This window comes from Gordonia sp. p3-SID1431 (genome assembly GCF_025143765.1).
GTDB lineage: Bacteria > Actinomycetota > Actinomycetes > Mycobacteriales > Mycobacteriaceae > Gordonia > Gordonia hongkongensis.
Genome location: NZ_JAMBDT010000025.1, coordinates 1 through 16342, shown reverse-complemented (window position 1 = coordinate 16342; position 16342 = coordinate 1). Strand labels below are relative to the sequence as shown.

General features: G+C 68.2%; 18 protein-coding genes. 14 read left to right on the top strand and 4 right to left on the bottom strand.

Features of this window, described 5'->3' with window-relative positions; all coding sequences use genetic code 11:
• Positions 1–8: 8 nt before the first annotated feature.
• From M4D77_RS08750 to M4D77_RS08710, 9 genes are all read left to right on the top strand, one after another.
• A complete protein-coding gene (locus tag M4D77_RS08750; RefSeq protein WP_058252637.1) occupies positions 9–911 on the top strand; it encodes a sugar phosphate isomerase/epimerase in 903 nt (300 codons plus the stop codon).
• Between the two features lie 38 nt (positions 912–949).
• Positions 950–1807: a thioesterase family protein gene (locus tag M4D77_RS08745; protein WP_058252638.1), complete on the top strand. Its 858-nt coding sequence runs from the start codon at positions 950–952 to the stop codon at positions 1805–1807.
• 6 nt (positions 1808–1813) lie between these two features.
• A complete protein-coding gene (gene proC, locus M4D77_RS08740; protein WP_065629198.1) occupies positions 1814–2674 on the top strand; it encodes a pyrroline-5-carboxylate reductase in 861 nt (286 codons plus the stop codon).
• Positions 2675–2862: 188 nt separating this feature from the next.
• Entirely contained in the window at positions 2863–3096 is a 234-nt protein-coding gene (locus M4D77_RS08735) for a helix-turn-helix domain-containing protein (protein WP_004019963.1), read from the top strand.
• A gap of 293 nt (positions 3097–3389) precedes the next feature.
• Positions 3390–3491: a 30S ribosomal protein bS22 gene (locus M4D77_RS08730; protein ID WP_003402602.1), complete on the top strand. Its 102-nt coding sequence runs from the start codon at positions 3390–3392 to the stop codon at positions 3489–3491.
• Between the two features lie 97 nt (positions 3492–3588).
• Positions 3589–4641, top strand: coding sequence for an NAD-dependent epimerase/dehydratase family protein (locus M4D77_RS08725; RefSeq protein ID WP_065629199.1), 1053 nt, complete (start codon positions 3589–3591; stop codon positions 4639–4641).
• Between the two features lie 192 nt (positions 4642–4833).
• Positions 4834–6006, top strand: coding sequence for a lysophospholipid acyltransferase family protein (locus M4D77_RS08720; protein ID WP_189340042.1), 1173 nt, complete (start codon positions 4834–4836; stop codon positions 6004–6006).
• Positions 6007–6077: 71 nt separating this feature from the next.
• Positions 6078–7241, top strand: coding sequence for a zinc-binding dehydrogenase (locus M4D77_RS08715; RefSeq protein WP_259936026.1), 1164 nt, complete (start codon positions 6078–6080; stop codon positions 7239–7241).
• Between the two features lie 411 nt (positions 7242–7652).
• On the top strand, positions 7653–9353 hold the full coding sequence (locus tag M4D77_RS08710) for an HNH endonuclease signature motif containing protein (RefSeq protein ID WP_259936035.1): 1701 nt from the start codon (positions 7653–7655) through the stop codon (positions 9351–9353).
• Between the two features lie 22 nt (positions 9354–9375).
• Here the strand turns inward: M4D77_RS08710 and M4D77_RS08705 are convergent, their stop codons facing one another.
• The 4 genes from M4D77_RS08705 to M4D77_RS08690 all read right to left on the bottom strand — a co-directional run bounded on the left by M4D77_RS08705 (position 9376) and on the right by M4D77_RS08690 (position 13484).
• Entirely contained in the window at positions 9376–10710 is a 1335-nt protein-coding gene (locus M4D77_RS08705) for a deoxyribodipyrimidine photo-lyase (protein ID WP_065630816.1), read from the bottom strand.
• Positions 10711–10724: 14 nt separating this feature from the next.
• On the bottom strand, positions 10725–11093 hold the full coding sequence (locus M4D77_RS08700; RefSeq protein WP_058251588.1) for an FKBP-type peptidyl-prolyl cis-trans isomerase: 369 nt from the start codon (positions 11091–11093) through the stop codon (positions 10725–10727).
• Positions 11094–11149: 56 nt separating this feature from the next.
• The gene (locus M4D77_RS08695) at positions 11150–12472 is read right to left on the bottom strand and encodes a citrate synthase (protein ID WP_078113443.1); all 1323 of its coding nucleotides are present in this window, start codon (positions 12470–12472) and stop codon (positions 11150–11152) included.
• Positions 12473–12533: 61 nt separating this feature from the next.
• Positions 12534–13484 (bottom strand): carbohydrate kinase, encoded by a 951-nt coding sequence (locus tag M4D77_RS08690; protein WP_159370292.1) that lies wholly within the window; start codon positions 13482–13484, stop codon positions 12534–12536.
• A 127-nt stretch (positions 13485–13611) separates the two neighbouring features.
• Between M4D77_RS08690 and M4D77_RS08685 the strand changes: the two genes are divergently transcribed.
• The 5 genes from M4D77_RS08685 to M4D77_RS08665 all read left to right on the top strand — a co-directional run bounded on the left by M4D77_RS08685 (position 13612) and on the right by M4D77_RS08665 (position 16235).
• Positions 13612–14277, top strand: coding sequence for an allophanate hydrolase subunit 1 (locus M4D77_RS08685; RefSeq protein WP_259936025.1), 666 nt, complete (start codon positions 13612–13614; stop codon positions 14275–14277).
• The gene (locus M4D77_RS08680; RefSeq protein ID WP_165630394.1) at positions 14274–15146 is read left to right on the top strand and encodes a biotin-dependent carboxyltransferase family protein; all 873 of its coding nucleotides are present in this window, start codon (positions 14274–14276) and stop codon (positions 15144–15146) included. Before M4D77_RS08685 ends, M4D77_RS08680 begins: the two co-directional genes overlap by 4 nt.
• A gap of 100 nt (positions 15147–15246) precedes the next feature.
• On the top strand, positions 15247–15642 hold the full coding sequence (locus M4D77_RS08675; RefSeq protein WP_035718303.1) for a phage holin family protein: 396 nt from the start codon (positions 15247–15249) through the stop codon (positions 15640–15642).
• Complete coding sequence (locus M4D77_RS08670) at positions 15643–15900, top strand: DUF3618 domain-containing protein (RefSeq protein WP_068970279.1); 258 nt, start codon at positions 15643–15645, stop codon at positions 15898–15900.
• Between the two features lie 65 nt (positions 15901–15965).
• Positions 15966–16235, top strand: coding sequence for a DUF4235 domain-containing protein (locus M4D77_RS08665; protein ID WP_058251595.1), 270 nt, complete (start codon positions 15966–15968; stop codon positions 16233–16235).
• Positions 16236–16342 lie beyond the last annotated feature (107 nt).

Sequence of the window (16342 nt, the reverse complement as noted above, 5' to 3'; positions counted from 1 at the left end):
CGGACCGGATGAGACCCGACCTCCCGCGTCCGTCCGCCGAGATCCCGATCGGTCTGTCGACGGCGTCGGTCTATCCCCAGAACACCGAGGCGGCCTTCGCCTACGCCGCCGAACTGGGCTTCGACGGCGTCGAGTTGATGGTGTGGGGTGACGCTCTGAGCCAGGACATCCGGCGGGTCGAGTACCTGTCGGACCACTACCAGGTTCCGGTGCTGTCGATCCACGCCCCGTGTCTGCTCATCACCCAGCGGGTGTGGGGACGCGACCCGGTCGTGAAGCTGGCCCGTGCGGTGGAGGCGGCCGAGGATCTCGGTGCGTCGACCGTCGTCGTGCATCCGCCGTTCCGGTGGCAGCGTGGCTACGTCGCCGCCTTCGACGATCTCGTCGACGAACTCGAGGCGGACAGCGGGGTCGCGGTCGCCGTTGAGAACATGTTCCCCATGCGCGCCGACCGGCTGTTCGGCGCAGGGGAGCCCTCGGTCCGGCGACTCAGCAAGCGCGGCGGTGGTCCCGGTCTGGCGGCATCGGCGTTCGGCAAGTCGATCGATCCGACCGATGACGGCTACGCGCACTACACGCTCGATCTCTCGCACACCGCGACCGCCGGCGTCGACGCCCTCGCTCTTCTCGACCGGATGGGCTCGCGCCTCAACCACCTGCATCTCGCCGACGGCAACGGTGCCGCCACCGACGAGCACCTGATCCCCGGTGACGGGGCGCAGCCTTGCGCCGAGGTGTGCCGGCGCATCGCGGCGAGCGACTTCGCCGGGGCGGTTGTGCTCGAGGTCACCACGGGGAGCGCGCGCACCAAACCCGAGCGCAGCGCGCTGCTGGCCCGTTCGCTAGATTTTGCGCGGCGGCATCTCAAACGGGAGCTGCACCCCGAGCCCACCGGCCAGTTGAGCAGCTGATTCGTCGGGGGACGGGTCTCCTCGACGAAGGCGGGACGATGACCAGCAAGATCACCCAGGTGCAGGAGCTGACCGAGGTCGACCGTGGCGGTCCGGACTCGATCACCCTGCGGGCGCACATCGACGAGACGTTCACGATCGGCCCCAAGGTGCACGGCGGCACGCTGCAGATGGTGGTCGCGAAGGCGGCCCGGACCGCGCTGACCGCGCTCACGCCGGACGGCGACCGGCTCGCCGAGTCGGCGGCCGCGATGATCCCGGTGGCGATCTCCAGCGACTACCTCACCGCTCCCGATGCCGCGGACGTCGACCTGGTGATCAGTGTGCGCAAGCGCGGACGCACCGTCACGGTCCTGTCGGTCGACGCCGTGCAACTCGGTCGGACCGTGGTGTCCTCGTCGGTGACGATGGCGCGTCCCGACAGCGGCCGGCCGCACCACTCCGGCCCCACGGTCCTCGACTCCGTGCCCGTGGAACCGTCGTCGACCGGCATCCCGCTCGACGGTTCGCCCATCGCCGAGGTCAACCACCTCGGCGCCGCCATCGACCTGGTCCTCGACTCGGAGACGTTCCCCGTCGTCCGCGGCGAGACCGGCGAGCCGCTCGTCCGCGGGTGGATTCGGCCGAAGGGCGTCGAACCCGACGAGTACTTCACGGTCCTGGTCGGAGACATCTCGCCCCCGGTCGTCATGAACCTGGCGCTGTTCGGGTGGGCGCCCACGGTGCAGCTGACCACCTACGTCCGGCGCCATCCCGCGCCCGGCTGGCTGCGTTTCGCCGCGACGAGTTCCGAGGTCGGCCCCGGGATGTTCGAGGAGGACCACCTCGTGGTGGACTCGACCGGGACCGTCGTCGCACAGTCCCGTCAGCTCGCCCTCATCCCCGCAGGAAGGTAGACATCCGTGTCCGAACGCATCGCCATCATCGGCGGAGGCAAGATCGGTGAGGCACTGCTCGCCGGTCTGATCGGTGCAGGCACCCCCACCAAGGACCTCGTCGTCGCCGAGCGGGTGGAGAGCCGCGCCGCCGAGATCGCCGAGGAGTACGGCGTGCTGGTCACCGACGTCAAGAGCGCGGCCGAGTCGGCGCAGTATGTGTTCCTGGCGATCAAGCCCGACGACGTCGACTCGATCCTGCGCATCCTCGCCTCGGCGGAGGACAATGCGGAATCCGAGCGAGTGACCGTGACCCTGGTGGCCGGCCTGCCCCTGTCGCGCTACGAGAGCGCGCTGCAGGCCGGGTCGCCCGTCATCCGGGTCATGCCCAACACCCCGATGCTCGTCAACGAGGCGATGTCGGCGGTCTCGGCCGGCCGGTACGTCGGCGACGAACAGCTGCAGGCGGTGGTCAAGATTCTGCAGACGGTCGGCCGGGTGACGGTTGTGCCGGAGAAGCAGATGGACGCGGTCACCGCGGTGTCCGGTTCCGGTCCGGCCTACGTTTTCCTGCTCGCCGAGGCGATGATCGACGCCGGCGTCGGCTTGGGGCTCACCCGTGCCCAGGCCTCGGAGATGGCGGTGCAGACCATTCGCGGCGCGGGCATCCTGCTGAGCGACTCGGGGCTGTCCGCGGTCGACCTGCGTGCGGCCGTCACCTCGCCCGGCGGAACCACCGCCGAGGCGATCCGGGAGTTCGAGGCCAACGGTCTGCGGCACGCGGTCTACCAGGCGACTCGTGCCTGCGCGGCCGCCAGCGCCCGCGGCGGACGTCGAGTGGAAGTCGAGGGTTTGGCGCAGGGACACGCCGTCACCGACACCCCATGAATTGTGGTCGAACGGCCGACAAACCCCAGCATGTTGGGGTCGAGTCACAGGAATCTCAGAAATACCGGTCTCTCACGTCGCTTTTTTCACATCTGCCACGCTAAGCTTCTTTAAGCACGTGCGTGTCTGATGTCCGCAGGAGGGGAAGCCTGCGGCCGCGACGCGTGCACCGGAGGTATGAGTGATCCATGGCACCTGCAGACACTCCTGGTGACAGGACAGGCGCAGTGAGCAACGCGGCTTCGGCGTCGCAGTTCCTCACCGTCGCCGAGGTTGCATCGTTGATGCGCGTTTCGAAGATGACCGTCTACCGTCTCGTCCACAACGGCGAACTGCCCGCGGTTCGGGTCGGACGCTCGTTCCGTGTGCACGCGAAAGCGGTCCACGACTACCTGGAGACGTCGTACTTCGACGCCGGCTGATCCGGCTTTCGCACCACGCCTGAACAGCAGTTTCTTCGAAAGGTCTCCGTGACCGGCCCACGCCGGTCACGGGGCCTTTTGCGTGTGGGCGTCCCCCGCCGCCGCTCGTCGCCCATCGCGATTTCCCGATCCGGCGTGCCGCCCGGTAGGCTCGGTGGTCGCGTACCTGGATGCGCCGGTGAGCCCTACGTGACGCACCGCCGCTCGTCGCTTCGCTCCCGGCGCCGTACCCGGCTGAAGTGCTGACCAGGGCCGAACAAGTACATCAGTGTCAATCGTGAGGAAGCGCCCCGATGGGTTCAGTGATCAAGAAGCGCCGCAAGCGCATGTCGAAGAAGAAGCACCGTAAGTTGCTGCGTCGGACCCGGGTGCAGCGTCGCAAACTCGGTAAATAGGCTTTTCTTCGGCATCAGGACCCGCTACGGCGGGTCCTTTTGTCGTCCCGGGCCTCCTCGGTGCGCCGGAACGCCCGACTGGCGATAGCCTCGGGGCATGGCCGAATCCACCTCCGCACCGCCCAGGGTGGTCCTGGTCACCGGGGCGTCGACCTTCCTCGGCGGCTACCTGGTGGCCCGTCTCGCGGCCAATCCGGACATCGAGAAGGTGCTCGCCGTGGACTCGCGGGTGCCGCGCAAGGATCTCCTCCGCCGGATGGGGCGAGCGGAGTTCCTCCGGGTGGACATCCGGCGTCCCACGATCGCGAAGGCGCTCGCCGCCTATGACGTGGACACGGTCGTCCACGCCGCGACGTCGATCGCCGACACCGCCCCGCACTCCGCTGCGATCAAGGAGTTCAACCTCGTCGGGGCGATGCAGGTGTGCGCGGCCTGCCAGCGCACACCATCGGTGAAGCGTCTCGTGCTGCGTTCCACCGCCATGGTGTACGGCGCGGGCAGCCGCGATCCGTCGCACTTCGCCGAGGAGACGCGCGCTCCCCGGGAGCCGAAGCGGGGATACGGTCGAGATCTACTCGACGTCGAGGGTTACGTCCGCGGTCTCGGCCGTCGTCGTCAGGACATCGACATCACCATCGTCCGCCCGCAGGCCATGTTGGGTCCGCGCATCACCACCCGGATGAGTTCGTACCTCTCCCTGCCGGTCGTGCCGACGGTGATCGGATTCCAGCCGCGACTGCAGTTCCTGCACGAGGAGGATGCGCTCGCGGCGATGGAGCACGTCACCCTCGCCGGGAAGGTCGGCACCTACAACATCTCGGGCGAGGGCGTGGTGACGCTCACGCAGGCGATCCGACGCGTCGGGCACATCGAACTGCCTGTTCCGAGCAGTCTGCTGGCGCCGATCGCGGGGGTGTTCCAGGACCTGCGGTCGGCGAAGCTGCGGTCGTCGCAGACGGAGTTCCTCACCTACGGCCGGGTGCTCGACACGACCCGCATGCGGACCGAACTCGGCTTCGTCCCGCGGTACACGACGCTGGAGACGTTGGACGACTTCATCGAACGCAGCGGGGTGACGCCGGTGATCGGGTCCGATTCGTGGAGATCGTTCGAGCGACGGGTCGTGTCGGCCGCCCACCAGTTGCAGTGAAATTCAGGGTCATGATGGCGGCGAAGTCGCCGTGAGCATGCGCAACGTGGGTGCAACCTCTAGACTTGGACGCCAGACCCACATCGCGCCCAGCGCTCCTACGCCGCGACTCGTTCGCCTCGGCGGTCCGAGTGCCGGCAGCAACCCGAGCCCAGACCCGGCCCGGATTTCGAACCCAGGACTCAGCTAGGGGTGAGCACTTTGGCAGGTGGCGGAGCGACAGATGCACGTACCGCGAAAGTCATTCAGCTCTACACATCGCCGACGGGTCCCGATGCCCGGGGTGTCCGGGAGTCGGGTCGCCGACGCCATCCGAGTCAGCAGGTCGGTCGTGAACGATCGAAAAGCGCGGCGGCGCAACGGGGATCGACGCTCGGACACCCCAACACCGATGGGTTCGGACGCGCGCCCGCGCAGGTGACCCCGATCAGCGACGAGATCACCCTTCCCGACGAGGTGCTGGGCGTCGAACATCGCGGTCCGTCGAAATCGAGTCCGCTGTTCAGCCTGGGCGGTCTGCGCGGCGCGGTCGCCGACACCCTCACCTCGACCGCCGGGTTCATCCGGGAACGGATGGCGGGGGAGTACGAGGTCGACGAGTTCGGATTCGATCCCCACTTCACCGAGTCGGTGTGGTTCCCGGCGATCCGGCAGGTCTACGAGAAGTGGTTCCGCGTCGAGGTCACCGGTGTGGAGAACCTGCCGCGCGAGGGAGGGGCGCTCCTGGTCGCCAACCACGCGGGCACCATCCCGGTCGACGCCGTGATCACCTCGCTGGCCGTGCGCGACAACCACCCGGAGGGCCGGTACCTGCGGGTCCTGGCCGCCGACATGGCCTTCGACACGCCGGGCGTCAGTGAGGTCGCGCGGCGGATCGGTGCGACGCTGGCGTGCAACTCCGACGCCGACCGTCTCCTGCGCGCGGGTGAGCTGACCGCGGTCTGGCCCGAGGGGTACAAGGGCATCGGCAAGCTGTACAAGGACCGCTACAAGCTCCAGCGGTTCGGCCGCGGCGGATTCGTGACGACCGCGCTGCGCAATGCTGCGCCGATCATCCCGGTGTCGATCGTCGGCTCCGAGGAGATCTACCCGATGCTCGCCGACCTCAAGCCGCTCGCCAAGATCCTCGGCCTGCCGTACTTCCCGGTGACCCCGCTGTTCCCGTGGCTCGGGCCGCTGGGCATGGTGCCGTTGCCGTCGAAGTGGCACATCCACTTCGGCCGGCCCATCGAGACCGGCTCCTACGACGAGGCGTCCGCCGACGACCCGATGGTGGTCTTCGATCTCACCGACCACGTGCGCGAAGAGATCCAGCAGACCCTCTTCCGGATGCTGAGCCGGCGCGGAAGCGTCTACTTCGGCTGAGCTCGGTGTCGCGCGGGGGCGTGGCGCGCGTTCGACGCCCGTTCCGGTCCGTCAGCTGATACTCATGGAGCATGCGTGCAGTCGTGTGCCGGCAGGGCGAGCTGACGGTCGAGGAGATCCCCACCCCGGAGCCCGGCAAGGGTCAGGTACTGCTCCGCGTTCTCCGCGCGGGCATCTGCGGTTCGGACCTGCACGCCCGGGTCCATGCCGATGCCACGGCGCAGGTGTCCGCCGAGGTCGGCTACGACGCATTCATGCGGTCCGGGCAGTCGGTGGTCATGGGACACGAGTTCGCCGGCGAGGTGGTCTCCTACGGGCCCGGTTGCCGTAAACGCTGGACTCCCGGGACCCCGGTGGTGTCGGTCCCGATGATCCGGCACGGCGCCGACGCCCACCTGACCGGACTGTCGGAGTCCGCGCCCGGCGGGTACGCCCAGTTCGTCCTGGTGTCGGAGGACATGACCTTCGAGATCCCGGAGAACCTGCCCGCCGAGCATGCTGCGCTGACCGAGCCGATGGCCGTCGCCCATCACGCGGCCCGACGCGGGGAGGTGGGACGCCGGGATGTCGCGGTCGTCGTGGGTTGCGGCCCGATCGGGCTGGCCGTCATCACGACGCTGAAGGCCGACGGAGTTCGCACGGTCATCGCGAGCGACCCGTCACCCGGCCGCCGGGTGCTGGCTCATCGCGTGGGGGCCGACATCGTCGTCGACCCGACGGTGTCGTCGCCGTTCGAGCGGTGTGCCGAGGTCGGCAAGTACATCACTCGCGCGCAGGATCTGCTGGGCGCGGCGTTCGACGCCATGCGGACGCTGCGGCGGATCCCCTTGGCGCCGTGGTCCTCGGTGTTCCGCATGGCCGACCGGCTGGGTGCCACGCCGAAGGGCCCTGTCGTCTTCGAATGTGTGGGGACGCCCGGGATGATCGAGCACGTCGTGACCGAGGCGCCGTTCCGGTCGCGGATCGTCGTGGTCGGGGTGTGCATGGAACCCGACACCTTCCGCCCGGCGATGGCGCTCAACAAGGAACACGAGTTGCGGTTCGTGTTCGCCTACGACCCCGCCGAGTTCCACGACACGCTGCACATGATGGCCGACGGCAAGGTCGACGTCGCACCGCTGATCACCGCGACGGTCGGTCTCGACGGCGTGGGAGCGGCGTTCGATGCCCTCGGCCGCGCCGAACACCACGCGAAGGTCCTCATCGACCCGATGAGTGAGGTGGACTCGCTGTAGGACCGGGGCGACACGGTGCGGTGGCCGAATCTAGTTGTCACAGTGGGTTGTTTACCGTGCGTCGAAGTCCGTCGACGGTGCGGCCCTGCCCGCTGGTTGAGCCGGCCCCGAGCCGCTAGGCGAGTCGCCCACCCCCGCTGGTTGAGCCGGCGCCCCCCTCCGCTGGTTGAGCCGGCAACGAGCCGCTAGGCGAGTCGCCGTGTCGAAACCACCTGGCGACCCGACGATCTCAGCCACCACCGACCCGGACGGCACCATACCGCAACGCCCAGCGCACATTTCGTCTACGACGATGTCATCTGCTGTGGAGACTCATCCAGGTTTTGTCGGTGGTCGGGTTTAGATTGGTTGGTAACAGCTCACCCAGCTCGGGGCGGGTGACGAAACCGGCGTCGGGGGGGCGTTGTGCGGGTGTGGACCGATCTACCGGGCGAGTACACCGCCGGGGTCGATCCTGCCCACGCCGCCGAGACCGACATGGTCATGTTGATGGCCGGCCTCGACGCCACCCGGCGCGGCGAGTCCTACCTTGCCTGGCACCGCTATCAGACGATCGCAGCGATGACCGACCGCCTGATCACCACCAGCGCGTCCGGGTTCGTCATGGACGGCCACGCCGACTGCGCGGCCCGCATCGCCCGCCAAGCCGGGGTGTCCCGCCGCCACGCCGAAACCCTCATCGACGAGGCCATCGCACTACGCGACCGGCTCCCCGAGGTAGCTGACACCCTGCGTGACGGGGTCCTGTCGCAATGGCAGATCCGGTTGGTCATCTCCCGCACCGAACTGATCCCCACCGATGACCCGATCACCCCCGCGTTGGATGCCGAGATCGCCGACACTGTGCGCCGCCGCACAGGTGTGTGGGATCGGGCCCGCCTGCGCGACATGGTCGACCGCCTGGTCTTCCGCCACGACCCCGACGCGGTACGCCAACGCCGCAAAGACGCCATGGACCAGCGTGGGGTATGGACCCACGAACTGCCCGACGGCACCGCCGAACTCACCGCCGTGATGTCGGCGGAAAACGTGCGGATCTCGGCCAAAGCCGTCGCCATCCTCGCCGACTCCGCCTGTAAGCGAGACGGCCGCACCCAGGGGATACGACGATCCGATGCGATGTTCGCGCTGTTGACCCGCACCAGCTTCGACTGCCAGTGCGACGATGAACAGCCGTGCACCGCCGACATCCCCGACCCGCAAAGTGTCCTCAACGCGGTCCGCGCTGAGGTCGTGATCCATGTGGTGACTGATGCCGCGACCCTGGCCGGGGCGCCCGGGGTGGGGTTTCTCGACGAGCACGGCATCATCAGCGATGAGCATGTCCGTGACCTCGCCGCCCGCCCCGACGCCACCCTGTCCCCGGTCACCCCCGCCCGCACCCAACCCACCTACGTCGCCGACACCGCCGATACCGACGATGCAGCACAGCGAACTGCCCATCGCCCCGCGCCGGCTAACACAGTCGAGTCGACTGTTCACGGCGGCACTGATGTCGAGGCAGCCGAACCCGGTGATGTCGGCGGGACCGGTGGCCTCGCCTCGGGCGTAGCGGTGGTGTATCCGGCAACCCATCCCGGCAACGGGTACCGGCCCACCACGGCGTGCGCCGACTTCGTACGCGTACGCGACGGCTACTGCACCGAACCCGGCTGCACCCGTTCAGCGTTCGCCTGCGATCTCGACCACGTCACCGAATACGACCACACCGACCCCGCCCGGGGTGGGGCGACGTCGAGTGAGAACCTCAACGCAAAATGTCGCCCCGGTCACCTGTTCAAGACCCACGGGGACTGGGTCGATGTGCAGTACCGCGACGACGACGGTCGCCTGGTCACCGAGTACGAGACCCCCGAAGGGGTCACTCTGCCCGGGGATGCCGAAACCCTCGAAGACACCTTCCCGAACCTTCGGCGGATCCGGTTCGAGCAAGCCGCCCAAGCCCCACCCACCCCGCGGGTGATCACCACCGACAACCCAGAGCGCACACACAGCCGACTGGACGCCAAACTGGCCCGCCGGCGACAAGAACGCGCCCGCAACAAGAAACGACGCGAGGCCGAACTCGAAGCCGACCGTCGCGACTTCCTCGAGAACCCGCCACCATTCTGACGGACTCGTCCTCTGAGATCAGCTAGATCTGGCCAAAACGGCGGAGCGCTTCCTCACGCTCGGCCTTGTGATCGACCATCGGCTCGGGATAGTCGTCGGCTTCGACGTCACCGACCCAGCGTCGGACGTACTCGCCGTCGGGATCGAACTTCTTGGCCTGCGCCTCGGGGTTGAACACCCGGAAGTACGGCGCCGCATCGGTTCCCGTACCGGCGGCCCACTGCCAGCCGTGGTTGTTCGACGCCATGTCACCGTCGATGAGCTGCTCGAGGAACCATTCCGCTCCCCACCACCACGGCAGGTGCAGGTCCTTGACGAGGAAGGACGCGGTCACCATGCGCACCCGATTGTGCATGTACCCGGTCTCCGCGAGCTGACGCATCCCGGCGTCGACGAGCGGAAAACCGGTACGCCCTGCCTTCCATGCGTCGAAACGCTCGTAGGCCTTCTTGTCGGTGTCGAGGTCGATGCCGTCGAACTGTCGATTCCAGTTGTGCCACAAGCTATGTGGCCAGTGGAACAGCACGTCGGCGTAGAAGTCGCGGAAGGCGAGTTCGCGTAGATACGCTTGCGGCCCCCTCGAGGCTCCGTCGCTGCGCTCCTTCGCACCTCGGGGAGCAGAACCAGACTTGCCGAGATCGGCGGCCATCGTGCGGGGATGGATGTTGCCGTACTTGAGATACGCCGACATCCGGCTGGTGCTGTCACCCGCGGGATCGTTGCGGCCGGAGTCGTAGTCGGCGAGACCGTCGTCGACGTACTCGGCCCACCGCTCGAGCGCCGCGTCCTCACCGGCGGGCAACGACAACCCGGTCGGCGACTTCGGTATCTTGATGCGCCCGGTCTTCGTCAGCTCGGACGGATCGACGATCTTCTTCGCAGGCACCGACGAGTCGGCGGGCGCACGCCAGCCGTGGTCACGCCACCGCTTGAAGTACGGGGTGAAGACCTTGTACGGCTCGCCGTCGTCTTTGGTGACACGACCGGGTGAGACGAGGTACGGCGACCCGGTGGCCACGAGCTCGATGTCGCCGAGCGCGTCGGCGACGGCCTCGTCGCGTCGGCGGCCGAACGGGGCGAAGTCCTCGGAGATGTGCACCCGTTCGGCGTCGACCGCCCGGGCCAGCTTCGGGATCTCGACCTCGGGTCGGCCCCGCACGACGAGCAGCTTGCCGTCGAGCTTGTCGTCCAGTTCCCGCAGGGAGTCGAACAGGAACGCGAGCCGCCGCTCGCCCGCGGACTTCTCCAGCCGCGGGTCCACCACGAAGCACACGAGGACCGACGAATCGGTCCTCGAGGCGGCCGCGGCGAGCGGCGGGAGGTCACTCAGGCGTAGATCGCGCCTGAGCCAGACCAGTTCGGTGGCGGACGTCAGCCCACTCCGAGCAGGTCGATGACGAACACGAGGGTCCGTCCCGAGAGACGGTGTCCGGCACCGGCCGAGCCGTAGGCCAGCTCGGGCGGAACCGTCAGCTGGCGGCGTCCGCCGACCTTCATCCCGGGGATGCCTTCCTGCCAGCCCGGGATCAACCGGTCCAGCGGGAAGTTGGCCGACTGGCCGCGATCCCACGACGAATCGAACTCTTCGCCCGTCTCGTAGTCGACCCCGACGTAGTGGACGTCGACGATGCCGCCGCGAGCGGCTTCCTCGCCCTCGCCGACGATGAGGTCGGAGATGGTGAGGTCGGCCGGCGGGGGTCCCGCCTGGAACTCGACCACTGGCTTCTCGGTGCTGGTCACTGGACTCTCCTTTGAGTCGGGTGTTCGGCGGTCAGGCGGTGCGTCGGAACGGTCGCTCAGCGATCGCCCATCTGCACGTAGTCGCGTTCGGTGTAGCCGGTGTAGAGCTGACGCGGACGGCCGATCTTGGTGGTCGGGTCCTCGTGCATCTCGCGCCAGTGCGCGATCCATCCCGGCAGGCGTCCCAGCGCGAACAGCACGGTGAACATGCGCGTCGGGAAGCCCATCGCACGGTAGATGACACCGGTGTAGAAATCCACGTTCGGGTACAGCTTGCGCTCGATGAAGTAGTCGTCGTTGAGGGCGACCTCTTCGAGACCCTTGGCGATGTCGAGCAGGTCGTCCTGCACGCCAAGCGATTCCAGGATCGTGTCGGCGGTCTTCTTCACGATGGCGGCGCGCGGGTCGTAGTTCTTGTAGACGCGGTGACCGAAGCCCATCAGCTTGACGCCGGCCTCCTTGTTCTTCACCCGCTTCATGAAGTCCTTGGTGTCGCCACCGTCGGCCCGGATGTCGTCGAGCATCTCGAGCACGGCCTGGTTGGCGCCGCCGTGCAGCGGGCCCCAGAGCGCGTTGATGCCGCCGGAGATCGACGTGAACAGGTTGGCCTGCGACGAGCCCACCAGGCGGACGGTCGAGGTGGAACAGTTCTGCTCGTGATCGGCATGCAGGATGAACAGCATGTCGAGGGCCTTGGCGACCTCGGGGTTGACCTCGTAGGGCTCCGCGGGGAAGCCGAAGGTCATCCGCAGGAAGTTCTCGACGAGGCTCAGCGAGTTGTCGGGATACAGGAACGGCTGTCCCGCCGACTTCTTGTACGCGTACGCCGCGATGGTCGGCAGCTTCGCGAGGAGGCGGATCGTCGACAGCTCGACCTGCTCGTCGTCCTTGGGATCGAGCGAGTCCTGGTAGTAGGCCGACAGCGCGTTGACCGCACTCGACAGCACCGGCATCGGGTGCGCGTTGCGGGGGAATCCGTCGAAGAAGCGCTTGAGATCCTCGTGCAGGAGGGTGTGGCGCTGGATCTTGGTGGTGAAGTCCTCGAGCTGCGACGGAGTCGGGAGCTCCCCGTAGATGAGCAGGTAGCTCACCTCGATGAAGGTCGACTTCTCGGCCAGCTGGTCGATCGGGATTCCGCGGTAGCGCAGGATGCCGGCGTCACCGTCGATGTAGGTGATGGCCGACTTGGTCGACGCGGTGTTCACGAAGCCACCGTCGAAGGTGGTCAGATTGGTCTCGGCCAGGAATTTGCCGAGCGCGACCGAGTCGGTGCCCTCGGTGGCCTTCAGGATCGGGAGCTCCAGCTGTCCACCGGGGTAGGTGAAGGTCGCTGAGGCCGTGTCGGACGCCTGGTCGGCTGGGACTGTTTCAGCAGACACACGAACCCCTTATTCAGATCAGAGATTTTTACAGTGACCGGGTAGGACACACAGGTACAACCTAGTCGCTTCTCAGCTCGCCCGCCCACGGAGGGTCGGCGCCGGGCCTCGAGACCGTCACCGCAGCCACGTGAGCTGCGAATTCAGCCGCTTCCCGCCACTGCTGGAGGGTCAGGGAACGCACTGCTCCGGGCGTGAGTCGACCACGCCGGTCCAGGTGATTGACGAGGCCCCCGAGCACGCTGTCCCCGGCGCCGATCGTGTCGACGACATCGACGGCCGGAGCCGGTGCGGTCACCTCACCGGCCGCGGTGCGAACGGTGATGCCCGCGGCTCCCGCCGTGGTGACCACCGCGGCGACGCCGTCGGCCAGCCAGTCTGTTGTCGAACTCCCCGCGGACCCCTTGTTGAGCCAGGCCGCGTCCTCGTCGGACAGTTTGACCACGTCCACCGACGACATCCAGCTCCGGAAGCGCCGTCGATAGGCCTCGGGGTCGGCGATGACCGCGGGCCGGATGTTCGGGTCCAACACCACGACTCGGCCCTCGGCCCGGCATCTGCGCATCAGGTTCTCGTACACCGTGGCACCGGGTTCCAGGACCAGCGAGAGGGTCCCGAAGGTCACCGCCGCGACGGTCGGCGGCAGTGCGCCGGGATCGTCGATCGCGCGATCTGCCGTGCCCTCCACGTAGAAGGAGTAGTGCGCCGAACCGTCGTCGGCGATGGTCGCCAGGGCCAACGAGGTGGGCTCGTCACGACGCTGGACCAACGCGGTTCCCACGCCGGCGGCCCGGAGTGCGTCGAGGACCGCATCGCCGTAGGTGTCGGTGGACACCGCGGACAGCAGTGAGACCGCACTCCCCAACCGTCCCAGCGTGATTGCCACATTGAACGGGCCACCACCGAGGGCGGGCTGCAACGGCGCCAGACCGCCGGCGGTCGTGTCGTGCCGGCCACCGCCCTGCTGTACGACATCGACGAGCGCCTCACCGCAGACGACGATCTCTCTCACTCTGCCTCCTCACGGCCCGCGCCGGGCACCCGCATCCGGCGTCTCGTCTCGAGTCTGCCATCGGGGCGTGGACACCTCGACGAGTTCGCGCGCCGGAACCTTGTGTCGCGCGGGGTAAGTTCGTTGGATGCACGAGCTGCCGGCGGGCCCCGACGCGGTGGTCCTCGACTTCTCGGCCGACGACTCACCGTCGGCCGCGGTACTCAGCGCGGTCGCGGCGCTCCGCGAAGCGATCCGGGGTGGTGAACTCCCCGAGGTCACCGACCTCGTGCCCAGCGCGCACACCGTCCTGGTCCAGGCCCGTCCCGGCCGCGGGCTGGACGAACTCGGTGTCCGCCGGGCGCTCCGGCGTCGGAAGCGCGCGGGCGATCCCGACATCCACAGCACCGACGAGATCGTCATCCCGGTCGTCTACGACGGTGCCGACCTCCCGGATGTCGCTGCGGCACTGGAGATGACGACCGACGAGGTGATCGGGCTGCACTGTCGCACCCGATGGCGCGTCCAGTTCATGGGCTTCGCACCGGGTTTCGGGTATCTCGTCGCCGACGACGAGGCAGCGCATCCGTTCGACGCCGTCGGCCGACGCCGGGAGGCCCGCACGAATGTTCCGGAGGGGTCGGTCGCGATTGCCGCCGGGTACAGCGCGGTGTACCCGAGGTCGAGTCCCGGCGGGTGGCAGTTGCTGGGCCGCACCCATGTTCGGCTGTGGGATGCCGGTGCCGATCCCCCCGCCCGGCTCGCTGCGGGCCGGGTGGTCCGCTTCGTCGACGCCGGACGCGACGACACATGACCTCGCTGACCGTTCTCGCGACGGGACCCCTCGCGACTGTTCAGGACCACGGCCGACCCGGCTACGCCGATCTCGGTGTCCCCGGTTCCGGCGGTGCTGATCGTGGGGCCCTCGCGCTGGCCAATCGCCTTGTGGGCAACGCGGAGTGGGCGGCAGTCGTCGAGACGACGATGGGCGGGTTCCGGGCACGCGTCGACGCCGACGTCCTGGTCGCGGTCACCGGGGCGGATACCGTGGTGCGCCACAACGGGGTCCCCGCGGGGCTCGCCGCGGCACTGGTGCTGCGCGCCGGTGACGAGCTGGCCCTCGACACCCCCGGTTGGGGGTTGCGCAACTACATCGCCGTGCGGGGTGGGATCGACGTCGAGCCCGTACTGGGTTCCCGGTCGACCGATACGCTGTCCGGGCTCGGACCGCCACCTCTCCGCACGGACGACCGTCTGCCCGTGGGCCATGCGGCGGGCGACTGGCCCACCGCTTTGTCCGCCCCCGCGGACCGCGACCACCCGCCTGTCGTCGTGCTGGAGTGCCACGAGGGTCCGCGGGCCGGGCATCTCGAGTCGCCGTCCGATCTGTTCGTCGGAACGTGGCTGGTCGGGTCCGACAGCAACCGGGTCGGGGTGCGGATCGACCGCGCGGAGGGGTCGGCGCAGCCGCTCCTCGCCCATCGCGCCGGCGCCGCCGAGCTCCGTTCGGAGGGGATCGCCCACGGGTCGGTCCAGGTCCCGCCCAGCGGCCGTCCGGTGATCTTCCTCGCCGATCACCCGGTCACCGGCGGCTACCCCGTGGTGGCGGTCCTCGCCGCGGGCGCGGTGGACCTGGCCGCGCAGCTTGTACCCGGATCGGAGATCCGATTTCGTCGGTGCTGATCGGAGATCCGATTCCGTCGATGCTGATCGCGCTGAATCCGACGTTTCGGATTCGACGGCCGCGGGAACGCATACGAGCGTCCCGATAGGAGGTACGAGCGTGAGTGATCCGTCTGTGAACGACTTGTCGACCGTGCAACTCGTCGAACGTCTGCAACAGCAGACGACGACCCTGGTGAAGACCGAACTGCAGCACGCCGTCGCGGAGATGAAGGGTAAGGGCACCCGCATCGGGGTGGGTGCGGGGATTTCCGGCGCGGGCACGCTGCTGGTGTTGTTCGGGCTCGGCACGCTGGTCGCGGCGGCCGTGCTCGGACTGGCAAACGCCGTGCCGGCGTGGCTGGCAGCGGTGATCGTCGGCGTCGTGCTGCTGGTCATCGGCGGGGCCGCCGCGGCGATCGGCGCCAAGCGCGCCAAATCCGCTGTGCCCCCGGCACCGGAGCGAACCGTCGAGAGTGTCCAGCGTGACGTGGCGACTGTGAAGGAGCACCTGTAGATGAGTGAGACACATCCCGACCAGAATCCGACCGACAATCCGCCGCCGATCGAACAACAGCGGGAGGAGCTGGCCGAGACGGTCGACGCTCTCGCGGCCAAGCTGGATGTCCCGGCACGGGTGAACGAGGCGGCGTCGAAAACCGCGCATACCGCGCAGGTGAAGGCCCAGGAGAACCAGACCGTGTTGATCGGTGCGGCCGTCGCCGCGGTGGTGGCGCTGGGCGCGTTCATCGTGATCCGCCGCCGTCGTCGCTGACCGGCCGTCGTCGCTGAGAGGCCGCCGTCGGGCGGTTGTAGTCGAGCCAAGAGCAAGGAGCTGTCATGAGTGCCGTATCGAAGGCGATGTACAAACCGATGTCCCTCGCGACCAGCGTGCTCGGCGGTATCGCCGCCGGCGCGGTGTTCGGGCAGATCTGGAAGCGGATCTCCGACGACGAGTCGGCGCCCGATCCCAAGGATCTCGAGCGCAGCAACACCGAGGTTCTCGTGGCCGCCGCGCTGCAAGGACTCGTGTTCGGTCTCGTTCGCGCCGCCGTCGACCGCGCCGGAGCGCGCGGGTACCGGGCGGTGACCCACGAGAATCCGGAGTGACTCCCGGTAGACCTCGGTTGACACCCGAGTGAGACGAACCTATCGTTTCGTCTCATGGCCGAGGTTCTGCACGCTTCCCAGGACACCTGTCCCGTCCACGCCCCGCG

Excerpts from the sequence above, each read along its gene's own strand:
- M4D77_RS08715 (WP_259936026.1), top strand. The coding sequence starts at position 6,078 with ATGCGTGCAGTCGTGTGCCGGCAGGGCGAGCTGACGGTCGAGGAGATC.
- M4D77_RS08725 (WP_065629199.1), top strand. The coding sequence starts at position 3,589 with ATGGCCGAATCCACCTCCGCACCGCCCAGGGTGGTCCTGGTCACCGGG.
- M4D77_RS08735 (WP_004019963.1), top strand. The coding sequence starts at position 2,863 with ATGGCACCTGCAGACACTCCTGGTGACAGGACAGGCGCAGTGAGCAAC.
- M4D77_RS08665 (WP_058251595.1), top strand. The coding sequence starts at position 15,966 with ATGAGTGCCGTATCGAAGGCGATGTACAAACCGATGTCCCTCGCGACC.
- M4D77_RS08670 (WP_068970279.1), top strand. The coding sequence starts at position 15,643 with ATGAGTGAGACACATCCCGACCAGAATCCGACCGACAATCCGCCGCCG.
- M4D77_RS08730 (WP_003402602.1), top strand. The coding sequence starts at position 3,390 with ATGGGTTCAGTGATCAAGAAGCGCCGCAAGCGCATGTCGAAGAAGAAG.
- M4D77_RS08685 (WP_259936025.1), top strand. The coding sequence starts at position 13,612 with ATGCACGAGCTGCCGGCGGGCCCCGACGCGGTGGTCCTCGACTTCTCG.
- M4D77_RS08745 (WP_058252638.1), top strand. The coding sequence starts at position 950 with ATGACCAGCAAGATCACCCAGGTGCAGGAGCTGACCGAGGTCGACCGT.
- M4D77_RS08680 (WP_165630394.1), top strand. The coding sequence starts at position 14,274 with ATGACCTCGCTGACCGTTCTCGCGACGGGACCCCTCGCGACTGTTCAG.
- M4D77_RS08750 (WP_058252637.1), top strand. The coding sequence starts at position 9 with ATGAGACCCGACCTCCCGCGTCCGTCCGCCGAGATCCCGATCGGTCTG.